Source organism: Hallella sp. (assembly GCF_037460745.1).
Taxonomy (GTDB): Bacteria; Bacteroidota; Bacteroidia; order Bacteroidales; family Bacteroidaceae; genus Prevotella; species Prevotella faecis.
The window spans coordinates 48,798-66,118 of sequence record NZ_JAXVAE010000066.1; the positions used below are offsets into that span (position 1 = coordinate 48,798).

The following is a 17,321-nucleotide window of genomic DNA, read 5'->3' on the forward strand; positions in this document are numbered from 1 at the left end:
GGAGGAGCATAGGCGTTGATGTGTAAACGAGCAAGATATTACCTGTTGTTGGCCATCGCTGTTGTGGCGATGGGTGGGCAAATTGTGTCGGCGGCAACTAAGAAAAAAGCGAAGAAACCGGTCGTTTTGACCGTTGCCGACACGCTGAGCTACAACAACAGTAGAAGGTACAACTATTTCTTCTTGGAGGCTGTAAGGCAACAAGAGGCGGGGCATTACGCTGCCGCATTCGACCTCTTGAACCATTGTCTCGACATCAACCCCAAGGCGGCCGAGGCTTACTTCCTCAGGGCGCGCTACTTGTCGATGTTGCGCAAAGACTCGTTGGCGCTCAACGATCTTGAGAAAGCGGCCAGTCTGCAACCGGGAAACGCCATCTACCAAGAGAAGGTGGCGCAGTTCTATATCGGAATGGGCAATTACGACAAGGCCACCAAGGCCTATGAGCAGCTCTATGCCAACAATCGCGACCGGAGCGATGTGCTCAATGTGCTTGTCCAACTCTACCAACAGCAGAAGGATTATGGAAAGATGATCGAGGCCATCAACAAGATGGAGGAGCTGGAGGGCGTCGACGACCAGTTTGAAATGGCCAAGATGAACGTCTATGAGATGATGGGCAACACGCGGAAAGCTTACCTAACCTTGAAGCGTTTGGCAGATAGCCACCCCAACGACAAGACGTTTGCCGTCATGTTGGGCAATTGGCTCATGCAGCATAAGATGCGAAAGGCGGCTTATAAGCTCTTTGCACAGACCTTGAAAGAGGAACCCGACAACACCTATGCGCAAAGTTCCATGTACGATTATTACCGCTCGTCGGGCAACGACTCGCTGGCGCGGCAGATGATGGACCGCATACTCTTGGGTAAAAACACGCCGGCTGATAGCCGCATGCAGTTTCTCAAGCAGGCCATTCAGGAAAATGAGCAACAGGGTGGCGACTCCATGCAGATCATCCATCTATTGGATCGGGTGAGGCAAGTGGTGCCCAAGGATGCGCAGGTGGCCGAGATGCGCGCGGCCTATTTCCAAATGAAGAAGATGCCGACGGCCGTGGTCGACTCGGCGTTGATGCAACTTCTCGACATCGCCCCCGACAATGCGTGGGCACGGTTCCAACTCGTCCAAAGCAAATGGGCGACACAAGATTGGAAACTGGTGGCCTCTTTGGCGGAGCCGGGAATGCTGTATAACCCCGATGAAATGGCCTTTTATTATTTCACCGGACTCGCCAGGTTTTACCAGGAGGACGACAAGGGAGCGTTGGATGCCTTCCAGCGTGGAACCGCAGAAATCAACGACAAGAGCAATCCCGACATTGTGAGCGACTTCTATGCCATCATGGGCGATATCTATCATAGCCAAGGCGAGAAGGAAAAGTCGTATGCGGCTTACGATAGTTGCTTGCAGTGGAAGCCCGATCATATCGCTACGCTCAACAACTACGCTTATTACCTGTGTACCGAGGGTGGAAACCTGAAGAAGGCGGAGGAGATGAGCGCCAAGGCGGTGAAAGCTGAGCCGGCCAATGCCACCTACCTGGATACTTACGCTTGGATTCTCTTCTGCGAGGAACGGTATGCGGAGGCGAAGTTTTACATGGACGCCACATTGAAGAACGATACCGATTCTGCCGTTAGCGCCGCCGTGCTCGAGCATGCAGGCGACATCTATATGAAGGTGGGAGAGAAGGAGCAGGCATTGGAGTTTTTGCAAAAGGCCATCGAGGCTGGTGGCGACAAGGATGCGTTGACACGTAAAATGAACTTATATAGGAAAGAGAAATGAAAACGTCATTATTCAAAATATGTCTGATTTGCGCACCGTTGGCTTTGGCTTCGTGTGGCGCAAAGAAATCGTTGGTGAAGGATAACGCAACTGTACCCACAACACAGGCGACGCATAAGCATGCCGAAGAGATGCAGTTGGCGTTCGTGCAGAAGGTAAGCGACCAAAAGGTTTACGCCAAAAACATCGTCAGTGGTCTGTCGTTCACGGCCAACATGGATGGCAAGAGCATCACCCTGCCGGGTGCCCTCCGCATGCGCCGCGATCAGGTGATACGCTTACAGATCTTCATTCCGTATATCGGAACGGAGGCCGCGCGCATCGAGTTTACACCCGATTATGTATTGGTGGTCGACCGGTTGCATAAGCAATACGTCAAGGGCGACTACAATCAGCTCGATTTCTTGCGTAACAATGGCTTGAGTTTCTATTCCTTGCAAGCCTTGTTCTGGAACCAACTGATGTTGCCGGGAACCAATCGCGTGAGCGAGGGAGACCTCGCGAAATTCGACGTTAACCTCGATGGAATGGGACAAAATGTGCCTATCATGCTGAAAAATGGCAATTTTGCCTTCACCTGGCAGGCCAATCGAAACAGCGGATTGATAGCTCAGGCGGTGGTGGCTTATACCAGTCGTTCGCAAGGCAACTCGACGCTTACGTGGAAATACGATAACTTCAAGGCATTGGGAGCCAAGAGCTTCCCGGCCACGCAGGAGTTCTCGTTTGCCACCAACGCTACTAAGCAGGCGCGAAAGGCTACGGTCAAACTGGCGTTAGACGCCCTGAAGACTTCCGACGACTGGGAGGCCAATACCGTGGTGTCGAGCAAATATAAGAAGGTGGAGGCCCAAGACATCCTCGGTAAGCTGTTGGAGATGTAAGCCCTGAGGGGATAAGTCTTAGTAATGTAATCTTTGCCGCTTGAAGAAAGATAGAATGAGAAGATTTTTGTGCATCATGTTGAGCCTGGCCTTGGTGATGGTTGCCGGGGCGCAGACCAAGAAAACGAATACGGCCCGCAAGCAAACGCGCACCACAACGGTGCAGCGAAAGCAGACGCAAACGGTTCGCAAGAAGGCGCGACCGGTAAAAAAGAAGACGCAGACAAAGCAAGCCACGACTGCTAAAAAGCAAAACAACGCGGCGCGTTACTCCAATGCGTCGATCCGCGGACTGCAAAACCAGCGCGCGGCCATTCGGAAGAAGATCCGAGAACAGGAGAAGGCGTTGAAGGCCAACAAGGAGGATGTGGCCCAGCGTTTGAAGAACCTGATGGTCATCAATGGTGAGATCGACCAACGGCAAAAGAACATCGACAACATCCAAACGGACATTAAGCATATCGAAGGCAACATCGGCATCCTGAAATCGCAGCTCGCCACGTTGCAGTTGCAGCTGAAAGACCGACAGGCACGATATGTGAAGTCGATGCGATACATGGCTCGACATCGCTCGGTGCAAGACCGATTGATGTTTATTTTCTCCGCAAAGAACTTCGCTCAGATGTATCGGCGTCTGCGCTTCGTGCGCGAATATGCCCAGTATCAGAGGGCGCAAGGTGAGGCGGTTAGGGCCAAACAGAACCAGGTGACGCATAAAAATACGCAACTGGAGAATGTGCGAGGCCAAAAGAACAACCTCCTTTATCAGGGTAAACAGGAGAAGGAGAAACTCGAGGGCAACAAGAACGAGCAGCAGCAGATTGTCCAAGGATTGCAAAAACAACAGAAAACCATTCAGGCTATCATAGCCGAGCAGCATAAGAAAGACGCCGTTTTGAACGCCCAAATCGACCGATTGGTCGAGATTGAGGTGCAAAAGGTGCGTGAGCGTGCCGCCGCCGAGGCCAGGCGTAAGGCCGCCGCGGCTGAGGCTGCCAAACGAAGGGCGGCTGAGATTGCGCGCAAACAGGCTGAGGCCAAGCGGGCCGCCGAGGAGAATGCGCGGCGTATCGCTGAGGCAAAGGCACGTGAGGAACGCCTGAAAGAGGAGGCTCGCAAGGCTGCCGCCGCTGAGGCGGAGGCACGTCGGGCACGCGCTGAGGCTGCCGAAGCGGCCAAGGCAAGGGCTCGTGAGCAAGCGCTGGCTGAGGAAAGGGCTCGCCAAAAGGCTACGGCTCGTGAGCTGGCGAGAAGCGCCGCAAAGGCCGAGGCTGCCGCAAAGGCCGCCGCCGACAAGGAGGCTGCTGCCCAACGAATGGCCGCCGAGGCTGCTGCCCGTAAACAACGGGCTGAGCAGGCTGCCCGCGAGGCTGAGTCGGCACGACTGGCTGCCGAACGTAAGCAGAAGGCCGACGCCGCCCGTGCCAGGGAGGAAATTGCCGACGCGAAGGAAAATGCGGAAGAGATGGTGAAGTTCTCGTCTGTCGACCGTATGATGAACAGTGGCTTTGAGGCCAACCGTGGACGCCTTCCCATGCCCATCACGGGTAGTTATAAGATCGTGAGTCACTTCGGACAATATCAGGTGGCCGGCCTGAAGGGTGTGACGCTCGACAACAAGGGCATCAACATCATGGGTGGCGCGGGTTGCCAGGCACGTGCTGTCTATGACGGCGAGGTGAGTGCGGTCATTGGCTATGGTGGCAACATGGTTGTCATGGTGCGTCATGGCGCATACATATCTGTCTATTGTAACTTGAAGTCGGTTAGCGTTAGCCGTGGCCAAAAGGTCAGTACCCGACAAATATTGGGTACTGTTGGTCCCGACCATATCCTCCAATTCCAGTTGCGTAAGGAACGCGCCAAGCTGAATCCTGAGTCTTGGCTTGGGCGCTAAAGGGCCAAACAGCATCAATAGTGAAAAGGCGCAAACCCTTCATTTTTGACGATTCCATCGTTCTTTTCTGCGATAAAAGGATGTCCTTAAGGGGAATCGGAATCTAAAAACGCAAGGGGCGCTCATCGCATTTGTGATGAGCGCCCCTTGCGTTTCTTATGTTTCGTCCTTGCGTTTCTTATGTTTCGTCCTTGCGTTTCTTGTGATTCCCACTTTCGCTTCTTAGGATTTGCCCTTGCGTGTCTTATATATCCTCCTCGCACTTCTTATGTTCCAAACAGACTTAGGTTGTCTGTGAGTCTTGCGCAGAGGATGGTGAATTATCGCTTTTGTGCCAAGTCGGCGGTGGAGAGGTTCTTGTTTTTGCGATGACGGCTATTCTTGGGAAGATGTGTGACGGATGTCGCGACCGTCGAGAAGGCTGGTATAGGTGTCGAAGGCATGCTCCATTTCGCTAATTTTCACGAATTCATCGGCGCTGTGACTGCGCGAAGACTCGCCTGGACCAAGCTTGAACGAGGGGAACGGCATGAGCGCTTGGTCGCTCAGAGTGGGCGAACCGTAGGGCGTCATGCCCATGTTGACACACGCTCTCACCAACGGATGGTCGGGGTCGATGTGCGAAGAGTGAAGGCGGAATGAGTGTGCTTGGACATCGCACTTCACGTTTTGTAGGATGATGTCGTACACTTCCTCGTTTGCGTAATACTCGTTGGTTCTCACATCCACCAACATTTGGCATGTGTCGGGTATGACATTGTGCTGCGTTCCCGCATGAACCACCGTCAGCGTCATCTTCGTCGGGCCGAGGAATGGGCTTACCTTGTCGAACTGATAGTCGCGAATCCATCGCATGTCGTCGAGCGATTCGTAGATGGCGTTGACACCTTCGTTGCGCGCAGCGTGCCCACTCTTGCCATGTCCGATGAGGTCGAGTACCATCAGCCCTTTCTCAGCGATGGCTGGTTGCATGCCTGTCGGCTCACCCACGATGGCCACATCCATGTGGGGCAATAATGGAAGTACGCGGCTGATGCCGTCTTTGCCTGATATTTCTTCCTCGGCCGATGCCAAGTAAATGAGGTTGTAGGGCTGCGGTCTAAGTGATAAGAATCGAAAAACCTGTAGGAGCGTGGTCAGTCCGCCCCCGCAATCGTTGCTTCCCAGGCCATAGATCCGGTCGTCCTCGACGCTTGCCCTGAATGGGTCGCGAGTCCATGAAATGGCCGGTTTCACCGTGTCGATATGAGCGTTGAGCAGTAAGGTCGGTTTCTGCTCGTCGTATCCATCGGCCATCAGCCACAGATTGTTGGCCTCGCGATGAGGTGCGAGACCGTAACTCTTCATCCGTTGCTCCATGAGGTCGGCCGCATCTTTCTCCTCTCGGCTAACGCTCGGTGTGTTAATCAAGGCGCACAGCAAATCGATGGCGTCTGTTACATAATCCTGATGTTTCATAACGCAGGCAAAATTAAGAAAAAACACCAAATTATTTCCTACTTTAAGGAATATTCTTTAACTTTGCATGAAATAAGAGTAGCGCGCTGATTGAAGACCGCGTGTCCTCGGCTCAGCGTCTGCTTGGACTTTGCGTAATAATTAAAAGCCTATCCATCATGCAGAATTTAAGTCATCTCTCTGTGCTCATCCATGAGCAGGCTAAGAAGTATGGCTCGCGCCCCGTTCTGACTTTCCGTAGTTTTGGAAGTCTGAAATGGAAGACAGTTTCCTGGAATCAGTTTTCTTTGCGCGTGAAGCAAGTGAGCAATGCCTTGTTGAATCTTGGCATTAAGCCCCAGGAGAAGATAGCGGTGTTCTCGCAAAACTGCATCCAATATCTCTACACAGATTTTGGAGCGTACGGAATTAGGGTTGTGTCCATTCCTTTTTATGCAACCAGTTCCGAGAGCCAAATACAGTACATGATCAACGACGCCGAGGTAAAGTACCTGTTTGTTGGCGAGCAAGATCAGTACGATAAGGCTCATCGCATATTCCCTTTGTGCCCTTCGTTGGAGCGAATCATCATCTTTGATGAGAGCGTGCGCGTTAGTTCGCACGATCCCAACGCCATTTATTTCGAGGACTTCCTGAGGTTGGGCGAGGGCCTTCCGCGCCAGACGGAGGTCGAAAAGCGTTGGGCCGAGGCCAACGAGGACGACGTTTGCAACATCCTTTATACCAGTGGCACCACAGGAGCGAGCAAGGGCGTTATCCTGAACTATCGCCAATACAATGCCGCCATAATTGCCAACGGCAAGTGTGTGGGCGTCTCCGACAAGGACCGCGCTATCAATTTCTTGCCTTTCACACATGTGTTTGAGCGTGGATGGTCGTATTTGTGTCTTTCCGTGGGTGCCCAACTCATCATCAATACTTATCCAAAGGAGATCCAAGACTCCATGCGTGAGACCCATCCCACATGTATGTCGAGCGTGCCTCGCTTCTGGGAGAAGGTTTATCAGGCCGTGAAGGCCAAGATGGATGAGGCCAGTGGTGTGCAGCGCAAGCTCTTCAACCACGCCCTTAGTGTTGGTCGCCGCCACAACATCGAGTATCTTGCCAATGGCAAACGTCCGCCTTTGGCCTTGGCTCTCGAGTATAAGTTGGTTAACAACACGGTGCTCAGCATTGTCCGTAAGCAACTGGGCCTGGAGCATCCCAATATCTTCCCAACCGCTGGAGCTTACGTCTCGCCCGAAGTGGAGCAATTTGTCCATTCCATCGGCATAACGATGATCGTAGGCTATGGCCTCACAGAGAGTTTGGCCACCGTTTCGTGCGACCGCCCCAAGCAAAAATACACCATTGGTTCTGTGGGAAGACTCATTGATGGCATTGAGCTGAAGATTGGCGAGAACGATGAGATCCTGCTCAAGGGTCCCACCATCACTCCCGGCTATTACCACCGCGATGAAGCCAATGCGCAATCATTCGACAAGGATGGCTTCTTCCATACTGGCGACGCCGGCTACATGAAGGATGGTGAGCTCTTCCTTCGCGAGCGCATTAAGGACCTCTTCAAGACCAGCAACGGTAAGTATGTGGCACCTCAGATGGTCGAGTCGATGCTGTTGGTCGACAAGTATGTTGATCAGGTGGCCGTCATTGCCGACCAGCGTAAGTTTGTTTCGGCGCTCATTGTACCCGAGTTCCATCTTATCGAAGAGTGGGCACGCGAGCATGGCATCGCCTTTGAGAACAACGAAGAGCTATGCGCCAACCCGAAGGTTCACGACATGATGATGGAGCGCATTGCCACGTTGCAGCAGTCGTTGGCGGGCTATGAGCAGATCAAACGTTTCACCTTGTTGCCCCATCATTTCTCGATGGAATCGGGCGAATTGACCAATACGCTGAAGATGCGTCGCCCCATTATCTATAAGAACTACAAGGCCGTAATCGATAAGATGTACGAGGAATAGGCCGATGGTGCCCAAGCCACACCCCGCCCATTGTCTCATTATGCAAGAATAACAAACGATGATAACAGCAGATCAATTGAAAGATGTGATGGACCGCGCTGAAAAGCTCCATCATTATCTTAATATCGACCAAAAGAAAGTGGAGTTTGAGGAGGAACAGTTGCGCACCCAGGCTCCCGATTTCTGGGACGACCCCAAGCGGGCACAGGTCCAGATGAAGAAAGTCAAGGACATTGAGAAATGGATTAAAGGCTACCAGAGCGTTCGTCAGAGCGCCGATGAGTTGCAGTTGGCTTTCGATTTCTATAAGGAGGAAATGGTTACCGAGGAAGAGGTCGACGCCGATTACGCCAAGGCCATCCATGCCATCGAGGAGCTTGAGCTGAAGAACATGCTCCGCCAGGAGGAAGATTCGATGGACGCCGTGATGAAAATCAACTCTGGTGCGGGTGGCACTGAGGCACAAGACTGGGCCCAGATGCTCATGCGCATGTATATGCGTTGGTGCGAGGCCAATGGCTACAAGGTTACCATCACTGACCTTCAGCCCGGTGAAGAGGTCGGCGTGAAGAGCATGACCATGACCATCGAGGGTGGCGAGTATGCCTACGGCTTCCTGAAGAGCGAGAATGGTGTGCACCGTTTGGTGCGCGTATCGCCCTATAACGCCCAAGGCAAGCGCATGACCAGCTTCGCCAGCGTCTTCGTCACACCGCTTGTCGACGACACCATCGAGGTGTATGTCGATCCCGCCAAGGTCAGTTGGGACACCTTCCGCAGTTCCGGCGCCGGTGGACAGAACGTGAATAAGGTGGAGTCGGGTGTCCGATTGCGCTACCAATACGAAGACCCCGACACGGGTGAGAAGGAGGAAATCCTCATTGAGAACACCGAGACGCGCGACCAGCCCAAGAACCGCGCCAAGGCCATGCAACTCTTGAAGAGTCAGTTGTACGACCGTGCGCTGAAGAAGAAGCAAGAGGCCCAGGCCAAGATCGAGGCAGGCAAGAAGAAGATCGAGTGGGGAAGCCAAATCCGCAGCTATGTCTTCGACGACCGTCGTGTGAAGGACCATCGCACCGGCTATCAGACCTCCGACGTCGATGGCGTGATGGACGGCAAGATCGACGGCTTCATCAAGGCCTACCTCATGGAGTTCCCCACCGAGGAAGAGGCTCAGTAAGCCCTATGGTTTGCATCACTAAAAACCTTAAAATATTGAAGATATGAGTAAAAAGAAAGTAGACAAGCATCCCGTAGTGCACGAGGTGACCCAGACGGCTCGTCCTCGCAAGCGTCAGAATCATGAGCAAAAGCAGAAGGATAAGGGTGAGGTCGTTGTCAAGTGGATATTTGGCGTCCTTTTCGCACTTTCCATCCTTTATATTATTTGGTCAATGTATATTGCATAAAAATGAGTGGACTTGAGATAGAACGCAAGTTTCTCGTCAAGAAAGGCGACGCATACAAAGGCGCCGCCTTTTCTTGTAGCCACATCCAGCAAGGCTACATCCCCGCTGAAGGGGCCACGGTTCGCATCCGCATCCGCGACGAGAAAGGCTACCTGACCATAAAGAGTCATAGCACCAATGGCGGCCTGAGCCGTTATGAGTTTGAGAAAGAGATCAGCCTTGATGAGGCCATGCACCTGATGGCCTTATGCCGAGGAGGCGTGGTCGACAAGCACCGCTGGCTGGTGAAGAGCGGTTCCCACACGTTCGAGGTCGACGAGTTTCATGGCGCCAACGCCGGTTTGGTGGTGGCCGAGGTGGAACTTGGCAGTGAGGACGAATCCTTCGAAAAGCCCGATTTCATCGGTCCCGAGGTCACGGGCGACGTTCATTTCCGCAACTCGCACCTTCTTTCCGACCCTTTCTGCAACTGGCGACAGCTCGTGCCAGAAGCATACCAAGGCCCTGACCAATAAGCACGCCGATGCCGTCGGCCAACCAGTCGACGACATCGCCACTTCGTTGTCCTCCCGTGCAAGTGGCCTGCACCACCTCGATGAGTCCTCCCATGAGCAGGGGGATGATGAAAGCCCATGTGCGCAGAAACCGCTTGTTGATGGTGGAGCGATTGAAGGCGTGCTCAGTCCACACCACCGCACACAGTCCGCCATACATCACGAAGTGGGTCCACTTGTCGATCATGCTGATGCCGTCGAGTGGCGTTTCGGGCATGGGTATGAGGCAAAGCACCCAAATAACGGTTACGCATATCCAAGAGAATGGGTAACATCTTAAAATATCATACGGATTTTTCATTTTTACTTTCACTTTAATGCAAAAGTAGATAATATTTTGTAATTTTGCAAGCGTTTAATGATGAAAAGGTTAGTATGTTAGAAGAAAGAGCAAGTTTTGGAAGTAAGTTGGGAATGATCCTTGCCACCGCTGGCGGGGCGGTTGGCCTGGGCAACGTTTGGCGTTTTCCTTACATGGCCGGACAGAACGGAGGTGCCGCCTTTATCCTTATATATATAGGTTGCGTGTTGCTGTTGGGCATTCCCTGCATGGTGTCTGAGTTTATCATAGGTCGTCATGGCGCTTCCAACACCTATCGCGCTTATTCGAAGATGTCGCACGGCAACGCCTGGAAGTTTGTGGGATTGCTGGGCGTTCTCACCGGTTACCTCATCACCGGCTATTACGCCGTGGTGTCGGGCTGGTGCCTTCAGTACATCTACGCGTCGGTTGCCGGACAGTTGCATGGCGACCCCTCGTTTGTGAAAAGCTATTTCCAATCGTTCTCCACCGACCCCATCCGTCCCATCATTTGGCTTGTAGCCATTTTGCTCATCACCCATTTCGTCATCATCCATGGCGTTCGCGGAGGCATTGAGAGGGCCTCCAAGTTGCTCATGCCCACCCTGTTCGTCCTGCTGTTGGTCATCGTTGTGGCCTCGTGCATGCTTCCTGACGCCGAGAAAGGCATCGATTTCCTGTTCAAGCCCGACTTTGGCAAGGTCGACCGTGGCGTGTTCCTTGGCGCCCTGGGCCAGTCGTTCTATTCGTTGAGCATCGCCATGGGTTGCATCTGCACCTATGCTTCCTATTACACCCGCCAAACCAACCTGCTGCAATCGGCCGTGCAGATCTCGGTCATCGACTCGTTGGTAGCCATCCTCGCCGGCCTGATGATTTTCCCCGCCGCCTTCTCGGTGGGCGTCAACCCCGACAGCGGCCCGTCGCTTATCTTCATCACCCTTCCCAACGTGTTCAACCAAGCCTTCGCCAGCATGCCCATCCTGGGATGGGTCATCTCGTTGTTGTTCTATGCGTTACTATCGTTGGCCGCCCTCACCTCGCTCATGTCGCTCCACGAAGTGAGCACCGCGTTCTTCTATGAGGAGCTCCACATCACCCGCGATAAGGGCGCCGTCATCGTCACCGTTACCACCATCATCATTGGAGCGTTCTGCTCGCTCTCCTTAGGACAGTTTGATGGTCTGCGCATAGGCGACAAGTCGCTCTTCGACGTGTTCGACTTTGTTACTGGCCAAATCTTCCTTCCTCTTGGCGGATTTCTCACCTGCCTGTTCCTGGGCTGGTTTGTTCCCAAACGCTTGGTGAAAGACGAGTTTACCAACTGGGGCACCGTTAGCGGTCGCTTCTTTGGCGTCTTCCTTTTCTTGGTACGCTTCGTGTGCCCGTTGGCCATTCTCAGCATATTCCTCCATCAGTTCAACGTAATATAACCGGCGCCTTCCTCCCACGGCGCTACCATACCCCCGCACATCAACATGACAGAACGTGGTAATTTTGGAACCAAGATAGGCGTGGTGCTCGCTACGGCAGGCTCCGCCGTTGGCTTAGGCAACATTTGGCGTTTTCCCTATATGACCGGCCAGGATGGTGGCGCCGCCTTCATCCTGGTTTATGCCGTGTGCATCCTTTTGTTGGGCATTCCCGGCATGGTGGCCGAGTTTGTTGTGGGTCGCCATGGCGCATCCAACGCCGTTCGCGCCTATTATAAGATGGGCGGACGATGGTGGTCGGCCATTGGATACATGGGCACCGTCACCTCCATGATTATCCTCGGCTTCTACGCCGTTATTGCCGGATGGTGCCTGCAATACCTTGTGGCCTCGTTTATGGGCAACCTCCATGGCGACACCAACTATGTAGCCACCTATTTCAAGACCTTCTCGTCAGACCCCTGGCAGCCCCTTCTGTGGACCATAGTGTTCATAGTCATCACCCACCTGGTGGTGATCCGTGGCGTTCGAAAAGGCATCGAGAAGTTCAGCAATGCCCTCATGCCCATCCTCTTCGGGCTGTTGCTGGTCATCGTGGTGGCCTCCTGCCTCCTGCCCAATGCCGGCAAGGGCGTTGAGTTCCTGTTCAAGCCCGATTTCTCACGCATGTCGCAAAGTGTGTTGCTCGACGCCCTTGGCCAAGCCTTCTTCTCCCTCTCGCTCGGCACGTCGTGCCTCTGCACCTACGCCTCCTACTTCAGTAGGCAAACCAACCTGCTGAAGACCGCCGGACAGATCGCTTGCGTCGACACCCTCATCGCCATCCTCGCCGGCCTGATGATCTTCCCCGCCGCCTTCTCCGTGGGCATCCGCCCCGACAGCGGCCCGTCGCTTATCTTCATCACCCTTCCCAACGTGTTCCAGCAAGCGTTTAGCCCCAGCTTGGGCTATGTGGTGGCCATCCTCTTCTATGCGCTCCTGGCGCTGGCAGCCCTCACGTCCACCATCTCCATGCACGAGATAGGCACCTCCTTCTTCTATGAGGAGCTCCACATCTCACGCAGGCGAGGCGCCATCATCGAGACGGTGGTTTGCTGCGCCATCGGTGTGCTCTGCTCCCTGTCGTGTGGCGCCGTCGACATCAGCTTGTTCGGCAAGTCGTTCCTCGACTGCTGCGACTTCCTCACCTCCAACATTCTCTTGCCCCTCGGTTCCTTCTTCACCTGCATCCTCGTGGGGTGGATGGTGCCCCGACGGGTGGTCAAGGACGAGGTGTCCAACTGGGGCACGCTGCGCGTGTCGGTCTATGCCGTGTGGCTCTTCATCATCCGCTTCATCTCGCCCGCGTGCATCTTGCTGGTGTTCCTCCATCAGATGGGCTTCGTCTAATACGCCATCCATCCTACTAACCTAACCTATCCATCGACGTGAAACTCAAAGACTTTCTCTATTTCAACCGTTCCGACCGCAATATCGTCATCTTTTTCCTGACGTTGCTGGTGGTTGCCGGCACCCTCGTTTCTTACTTGGGGTGTGAAACCGATACACCCTTGGCCCTGGCTCCAGATAGTCTCCCCGCGGCCGACAGCGCGCGCCCGTCGAACCATCGCGCCGCCACCTATTATTCCGACCAAGGCGGTTATTACCGCCAAGACGACGTAAGGCGGCCCGAGCGTTTCGCGTTCGATCCCAACACCGCCGACAGCAGCCAGTTGCTTCGCTTAGGATTGCGCCCGTGGCAGGTGCGTAGCATCTATCGTTACCGCGCCAAGGGCGGCATCTACCGTCAGCCGTCCGACTTCGCCCGGCTCTATGGGCTCACACAAAAGGAGTATCGCGAGCTGGAACCCTATATCCGCATCGGTGCCGATTATCAACCCGCCGCCGACCGCTATGCCACCCACCATGAGGCTCGCCGCGACAGTTTGAAGCCCACTTACCCCGCGAAGCTCCAACTCTCGCAAACCATCGACCTCAACACCGCCGACACCGCATTGCTGAAGCGTGTGCCTGGCATAGGCTCTTACTTTGCGCGCGAGATAGCCCATTACCGCCAACGGCTGGGCGGTTTTTACAGTGCCGACCAACTGCTCGAGATCGACGATTTCCCCGAGAAGGCCCTCTCGTATTTTGTGATCCACGACAAGCCCGCCAAGATTGCCGTGAACCGTCTGACGCTCAACCAGCTTAAGCGCCATCCCTACATCAACTATTACCAAGCCAAGGCCATCACCGATTACCGCCGCTTGCGTGGACCGCTGAAGAGCCTCGCCGATTTGCGCTTGCTCAAAGACTTCACCCCCGAGGACATGGAACGCCTGAGCCACTACGTGGAGTTCTGATTCGAGGTTGCCAGTGGTCCCACCCATGAGTCGACCACAGGCTGCGCCTCATGCCACCCGTCCTGATTTTTTGCTAAAAAGTTGTGCGCCGATTTGGGTTGAAATAGCGCACGAAAAAGTCGTTTATGCGTGTTTGGAACGCAAAATCAGCGCTTCGCTTTTGCCTTTAGGCATCTTTCGAGTTGCGAAACATGCCCGATCGAAACACCGCTTGGCATGTTTCCCACTGCGAAAGGCCATGTATTGAGCCTCGGTTAGGCATGTTTTGTGGTGTGGAATGTGAAATGTTGAGTGTGGAATGGAGTCTTTGGATGGTAAGTGGCTGAGTGTTAGGATGATGCGTAAAAGCGCTGAGAATCGCGTATTTCGGACAAATATTTCCGTCGTGGAAAACAAACGTGTAGTTTTCTGTATAGATTGTTACAATAATTCGTTGCGCTTGCCCCAACTGCTGTTGCACCTCTTGCGTTGCCGCGAGGCGCCCAAGGAGCGAACCTACCCACCCGCCAGTAGGCGCAATGCCGATGTGGGAACCGGCCACGCCGCATCGCCCCGTTTACCCACGCTTGGCGCAGCCATTTGCAAAATGTATGCTTATACCCTTTTTCTGCATATAGGCGCACGGTCCTTCCTCAGTCGTGAAATTGCCTAACACGACTTATGAAGTGTGGATATACACCTTATTTTCTTCCCTATTATACAATGTACCCCACTGTTCCGATATCTATTTGCCTCACGTTTCTAAGGAGAGCCGTTTACTTACGTTATGTATTAAATTCACCTTGAACGCATATTTATAACGGTTGATTATGGTCTAAATGTAAGAAATATGTTTGAAATATAAGAAAAATGCAGATTTGTTTGCATGTTTGCATGATAAATAGTAACTTTGCGAACGGATAAGGAATAAAAATACACAGCATGAAGACAAAAGACCGCCGGCTTGAAGCCATCAAGATGATTATTTCAGGTAAAGAAGTAGGTAGTCAGGAAGAAGTGCTCAACGAGTTGCGCAAGGAAGGGTTCACGCTCACCCAAGCTACGCTGAGCCGCGACCTGAAGCAGCTGAAGGTTGCCAAAGCGGCCTCGATGAATGGCAAGTATGTTTATGTTTTGCCCAACGAGACCATGTATCGACGATCACACAAGCCCCTATCGGCCGGTGAGATGTTGAGCAATCCCGGTTTCCTATCCATCAATTTCTCGGGCAACCTCGGAGTTATCAAGACTCGTCCAGGTTACGCCAGTTCCATTGCTTACAACATCGACAACAGTAACGTGCCCGAAATATTGGGTACCATCGCCGGCGACGACACCATTATTATCGTGCTTCGCGAGGGTGTCGACCATAACGCTCTTATAGACGGCATTAACGACATAGTAGATTTTTAACAACATCCATGAAAGACATTCAGGTAATGGTGGCCGATGAGAGCCATGTGAAATACGTCGACACCATTCTTCAGACCATTGCAGACGCCGCCAAGGTGCGCGGCACCGGCATCGCCAAGCGCTCACCCGAGTATGTGGCAACCAAGATGCGTGAGGCCAAGGCCGTCATAGCGCTCGAGGGCGAGCGCTTCGCAGGATTCAGTTATATTGAGACATGGGGTAACAAGCATTATGTAACCACCTCCGGACTGATCGTCCATCCCGACTACCGTGGCCTCGGACTCGCCAAGCGTATCAAGAACCTCACCTTCACGTTAGCCCGCGTGCGTTGGCCCCACGCCAAGATCTTCTCGCTCACGTCGGGATCGGCCGTGATGACGATGAACACCCAGCTGGGCTACCATCCCGTGACCTTCAACGACCTCACCGACGACGAGGCCTTTTGGCGAGGCTGCCAGGGATGCATCAACCACGACGTGCTGGAGCGCACCGGGCGAAAGTTCTGCATCTGCACCGCCATGCTCTTCGACCCCGACGAGCACCTGCCCGCCAAGATTTCCCCAGAGGTCATGGAGCGCATACGCCGCATCGACGGGCTGAAAAGCACGGCCACGATGACCTCCGACGACTTTGGGGAGTCGTAGCCCGGTAGCTCGGAGCGGAGCAAATCGCAAGGAACAGAAACACCTATTATAATATAACAACAACAAAAACACCAAAATACATCCGTTCTTGTCCATGTGTCGGCCGTGAGCCGCAAGGCCATTGGGGCCAGCATGGGCCGGACGGGAAAAACAGGAGCATCATTATGAAAAAGAAAGTAGTGGTAGCCTTCAGTGGAGGCCTTGATACATCATACACCGTTATGAAACTCGCCCAGGAGGGCTGGGATGTCTATGCAGCATGCGCCAATACCGGCGGATTCAGCGCCGAGCAGTTGAAGACCAACGAAGAGAACGCCATCAAGTTGGGCGCCGTGAAGTATGTAACCCTCGATGTGACGCAGGAGTACTACACCAAGTCGCTGAAATACATGATCTTCGGCAACGTGCTGCGCAACAACTGCTATCCCATCTCCGTGTCGTCGGAGCGCATTTTCCAGGCCATCGCCATTGCCCGCTACGCCAAGGAGATTGGCGCCGACGCCATTGCCCACGGATCGACGGGTGCCGGCAACGACCAGATACGTTTCGATATGACGTTCCTCGTCATGGCCCCTGGAGTGGAGATCATCACCCTGACGCGCGACAAGGAGCTCTCGCGCAAGGAGGAGGTCGACTACCTGAACGAGCACGGCTTCTTCGCCGACTTCACCAAGTTGAAGTATAGCTACAACGTAGGCATTTGGGGCACCAGCATCTGCGGTGGCGAACTGCTCGACCCCACCCAGGGACTGCCCGAGGAGGCCTACCTGAAGCACGTCACCGCCGAGGAGCCCGAGGCCGAGTTGCGCATCACTTTCGAGATAGGCGAGATAGCCGCCGTCAACGGCGAGCCGTTCGACGATAAGGTCAAGGCCATCCAGAAGATCGAGGAGATAGGCGCCAGCTACGCCATCGGCCGCGACTGCAACGTGGGCGACACCATCATCGGCATCAAGGGCCGTGTGGGATTTGAGGCCGCAGCGCCCATGCTCATCATCGAGGCCCACCGCCTGCTGGAGAAGTCGACCCTCTCCAAGTGGCAGCAATATTGGAAAGACCAGGTGGCCAACTGGTACGGCATGTTCCTCCACGAGAGCCAATACCTGGAGCCCGTCATGCCCGACATGGAGGCGTTCCTCAGCAGTTCGCAGCGCCACGTCAATGGTACCGCCATCCTGAAGTTGCGCCCCTATGGCTTCCAGACCGTCGGCGTCGACTCGCCCGACGACCTCACGAAGTCGAAGCT

General features: G+C 53.9%; 15 protein-coding genes. 13 read left to right on the plus strand and 2 right to left on the minus strand.

The features are described from left to right. Positions 1-18 precede the first annotated feature (18 nt). Genes WKK33_RS03000 through WKK33_RS03010 form a run of 3 tightly spaced genes read left to right on the plus strand, consistent with a single transcriptional unit; the run spans position 19 to position 4,572 of the window. Entirely contained in the window at positions 19-1,791 is a 1,773-nt protein-coding gene (locus WKK33_RS03000) for a tetratricopeptide repeat protein (RefSeq protein WP_337932411.1), read from the plus strand. After that, positions 1,788-2,675, plus strand: a complete 888-nt coding sequence (locus WKK33_RS03005; protein ID WP_337932413.1) for a DUF4292 domain-containing protein — start codon at positions 1,788-1,790, stop codon at positions 2,673-2,675. Before WKK33_RS03000 ends, WKK33_RS03005 begins: the two co-directional genes overlap by 4 nt. A gap of 55 nt (positions 2,676-2,730) precedes the next feature. Next, positions 2,731-4,572 (plus strand): peptidoglycan DD-metalloendopeptidase family protein, encoded by a 1,842-nt coding sequence (locus WKK33_RS03010; RefSeq protein ID WP_337932415.1) that lies wholly within the window; start codon positions 2,731-2,733, stop codon positions 4,570-4,572. 375 nt (positions 4,573-4,947) lie between these two features. Here WKK33_RS03010 and WKK33_RS03015 read toward each other — a convergent pair whose 3' ends face one another. Further along, positions 4,948-6,030, minus strand: coding sequence for a M20 family metallo-hydrolase (locus WKK33_RS03015; protein WP_337932417.1), 1,083 nt, complete (start codon positions 6,028-6,030; stop codon positions 4,948-4,950). 158 nt (positions 6,031-6,188) lie between these two features. Between WKK33_RS03015 and WKK33_RS03020 the strand changes: the two genes are divergently transcribed. The 4 genes from WKK33_RS03020 to WKK33_RS03035 are packed head-to-tail and all read left to right on the plus strand — an operon-like array spanning position 6,189 to position 9,924. Further along, positions 6,189-7,997 (plus strand): long-chain fatty acid--CoA ligase, encoded by a 1,809-nt coding sequence (locus tag WKK33_RS03020; protein WP_309439098.1) that lies wholly within the window; start codon positions 6,189-6,191, stop codon positions 7,995-7,997. Positions 7,998-8,055: 58 nt separating this feature from the next. Further along, positions 8,056-9,180, plus strand: coding sequence for a peptide chain release factor 2 (gene prfB / locus WKK33_RS03025; RefSeq protein ID WP_215759241.1), 1,125 nt, complete (start codon positions 8,056-8,058; stop codon positions 9,178-9,180). A gap of 43 nt (positions 9,181-9,223) precedes the next feature. Then, a complete protein-coding gene (locus tag WKK33_RS03030) occupies positions 9,224-9,409 on the plus strand; it encodes a hypothetical protein (RefSeq protein WP_337468529.1) in 186 nt (61 codons plus the stop codon). A 2-nt stretch (positions 9,410-9,411) separates the two neighbouring features. Continuing rightward, positions 9,412-9,924 (plus strand): CYTH domain-containing protein, encoded by a 513-nt coding sequence (locus WKK33_RS03035; protein WP_337468530.1) that lies wholly within the window; start codon positions 9,412-9,414, stop codon positions 9,922-9,924. Here the strand turns inward: WKK33_RS03035 and WKK33_RS03040 are convergent. Beyond that, positions 9,824-10,264 carry a VanZ family protein gene (locus WKK33_RS03040; protein WP_337468531.1) on the minus strand — a complete coding sequence of 147 codons (441 nt, stop codon included), beginning with the start codon at positions 10,262-10,264 and terminating at the stop codon, positions 9,824-9,826. The two genes, WKK33_RS03035 and WKK33_RS03040, sit on opposite strands and share 101 nt — an antisense overlap. Positions 10,265-10,338: 74 nt before the next feature. Here WKK33_RS03040 and WKK33_RS03045 point away from each other — a divergent pair, with 74 nt between their 5' ends. The 6 genes from WKK33_RS03045 to WKK33_RS03070 all read left to right on the plus strand — a co-directional run. Continuing rightward, positions 10,339-11,697 carry a sodium-dependent transporter gene (locus WKK33_RS03045; RefSeq protein WP_337932420.1) on the plus strand — a complete coding sequence of 453 codons (1,359 nt, stop codon included), beginning with the start codon at positions 10,339-10,341 and terminating at the stop codon, positions 11,695-11,697. A 45-nt stretch (positions 11,698-11,742) separates the two neighbouring features. Next, the gene (locus WKK33_RS03050; protein WP_337932422.1) at positions 11,743-13,086 is read left to right on the plus strand and encodes a sodium-dependent transporter; all 1,344 of its coding nucleotides are present in this window, start codon (positions 11,743-11,745) and stop codon (positions 13,084-13,086) included. A gap of 38 nt (positions 13,087-13,124) precedes the next feature. Next, positions 13,125-14,039, plus strand: coding sequence for a helix-hairpin-helix domain-containing protein (locus WKK33_RS03055; protein ID WP_309439094.1), 915 nt, complete (start codon positions 13,125-13,127; stop codon positions 14,037-14,039). 921 nt (positions 14,040-14,960) lie between these two features. Next, positions 14,961-15,431: an arginine repressor gene (gene argR / locus WKK33_RS03060; RefSeq protein ID WP_215759234.1), complete on the plus strand. Its 471-nt coding sequence runs from the start codon at positions 14,961-14,963 to the stop codon at positions 15,429-15,431. An 8-nt stretch (positions 15,432-15,439) separates the two neighbouring features. Next, a complete protein-coding gene (locus tag WKK33_RS03065) occupies positions 15,440-16,075 on the plus strand; it encodes a GNAT family N-acetyltransferase (RefSeq protein ID WP_215759233.1) in 636 nt (211 codons plus the stop codon). A gap of 164 nt (positions 16,076-16,239) precedes the next feature. After that, positions 16,240-17,321 (plus strand): argininosuccinate synthase domain-containing protein (locus tag WKK33_RS03070; protein WP_337932423.1); only part of this gene is annotated, 1,082 nt, incomplete at its 3' end.

Bases quoted from the DNA above. Each gene is read 5' to 3' on its own strand.
- WKK33_RS03000 (WP_337932411.1), top strand. From the start codon at position 19: ATGTGTAAACGAGCAAGATATTACCTGTTGTTGGCCATCGCTGTTGTG.
- WKK33_RS03005 (WP_337932413.1), top strand. From the start codon at position 1,788: ATGAAAACGTCATTATTCAAAATATGTCTGATTTGCGCACCGTTGGCT.
- WKK33_RS03010 (WP_337932415.1), top strand. From the start codon at position 2,731: ATGAGAAGATTTTTGTGCATCATGTTGAGCCTGGCCTTGGTGATGGTT.
- WKK33_RS03015 (WP_337932417.1), bottom strand. From the start codon at position 6,030: ATGAAACATCAGGATTATGTAACAGACGCCATCGATTTGCTGTGCGCC.
- WKK33_RS03020 (WP_309439098.1), top strand. From the start codon at position 6,189: ATGCAGAATTTAAGTCATCTCTCTGTGCTCATCCATGAGCAGGCTAAG.
- prfB (WP_215759241.1), top strand. From the start codon at position 8,056: ATGATAACAGCAGATCAATTGAAAGATGTGATGGACCGCGCTGAAAAG.
- WKK33_RS03030 (WP_337468529.1), top strand. From the start codon at position 9,224: ATGAGTAAAAAGAAAGTAGACAAGCATCCCGTAGTGCACGAGGTGACC.
- WKK33_RS03035 (WP_337468530.1), top strand. From the start codon at position 9,412: ATGAGTGGACTTGAGATAGAACGCAAGTTTCTCGTCAAGAAAGGCGAC.
- WKK33_RS03040 (WP_337468531.1), bottom strand. From the start codon at position 10,264: ATGAAAAATCCGTATGATATTTTAAGATGTTACCCATTCTCTTGGATA.
- WKK33_RS03045 (WP_337932420.1), top strand. From the start codon at position 10,339: ATGTTAGAAGAAAGAGCAAGTTTTGGAAGTAAGTTGGGAATGATCCTT.
- WKK33_RS03050 (WP_337932422.1), top strand. From the start codon at position 11,743: ATGACAGAACGTGGTAATTTTGGAACCAAGATAGGCGTGGTGCTCGCT.
- argR (WP_215759234.1), top strand. From the start codon at position 14,961: ATGAAGACAAAAGACCGCCGGCTTGAAGCCATCAAGATGATTATTTCA.
- WKK33_RS03065 (WP_215759233.1), top strand. From the start codon at position 15,440: ATGAAAGACATTCAGGTAATGGTGGCCGATGAGAGCCATGTGAAATAC.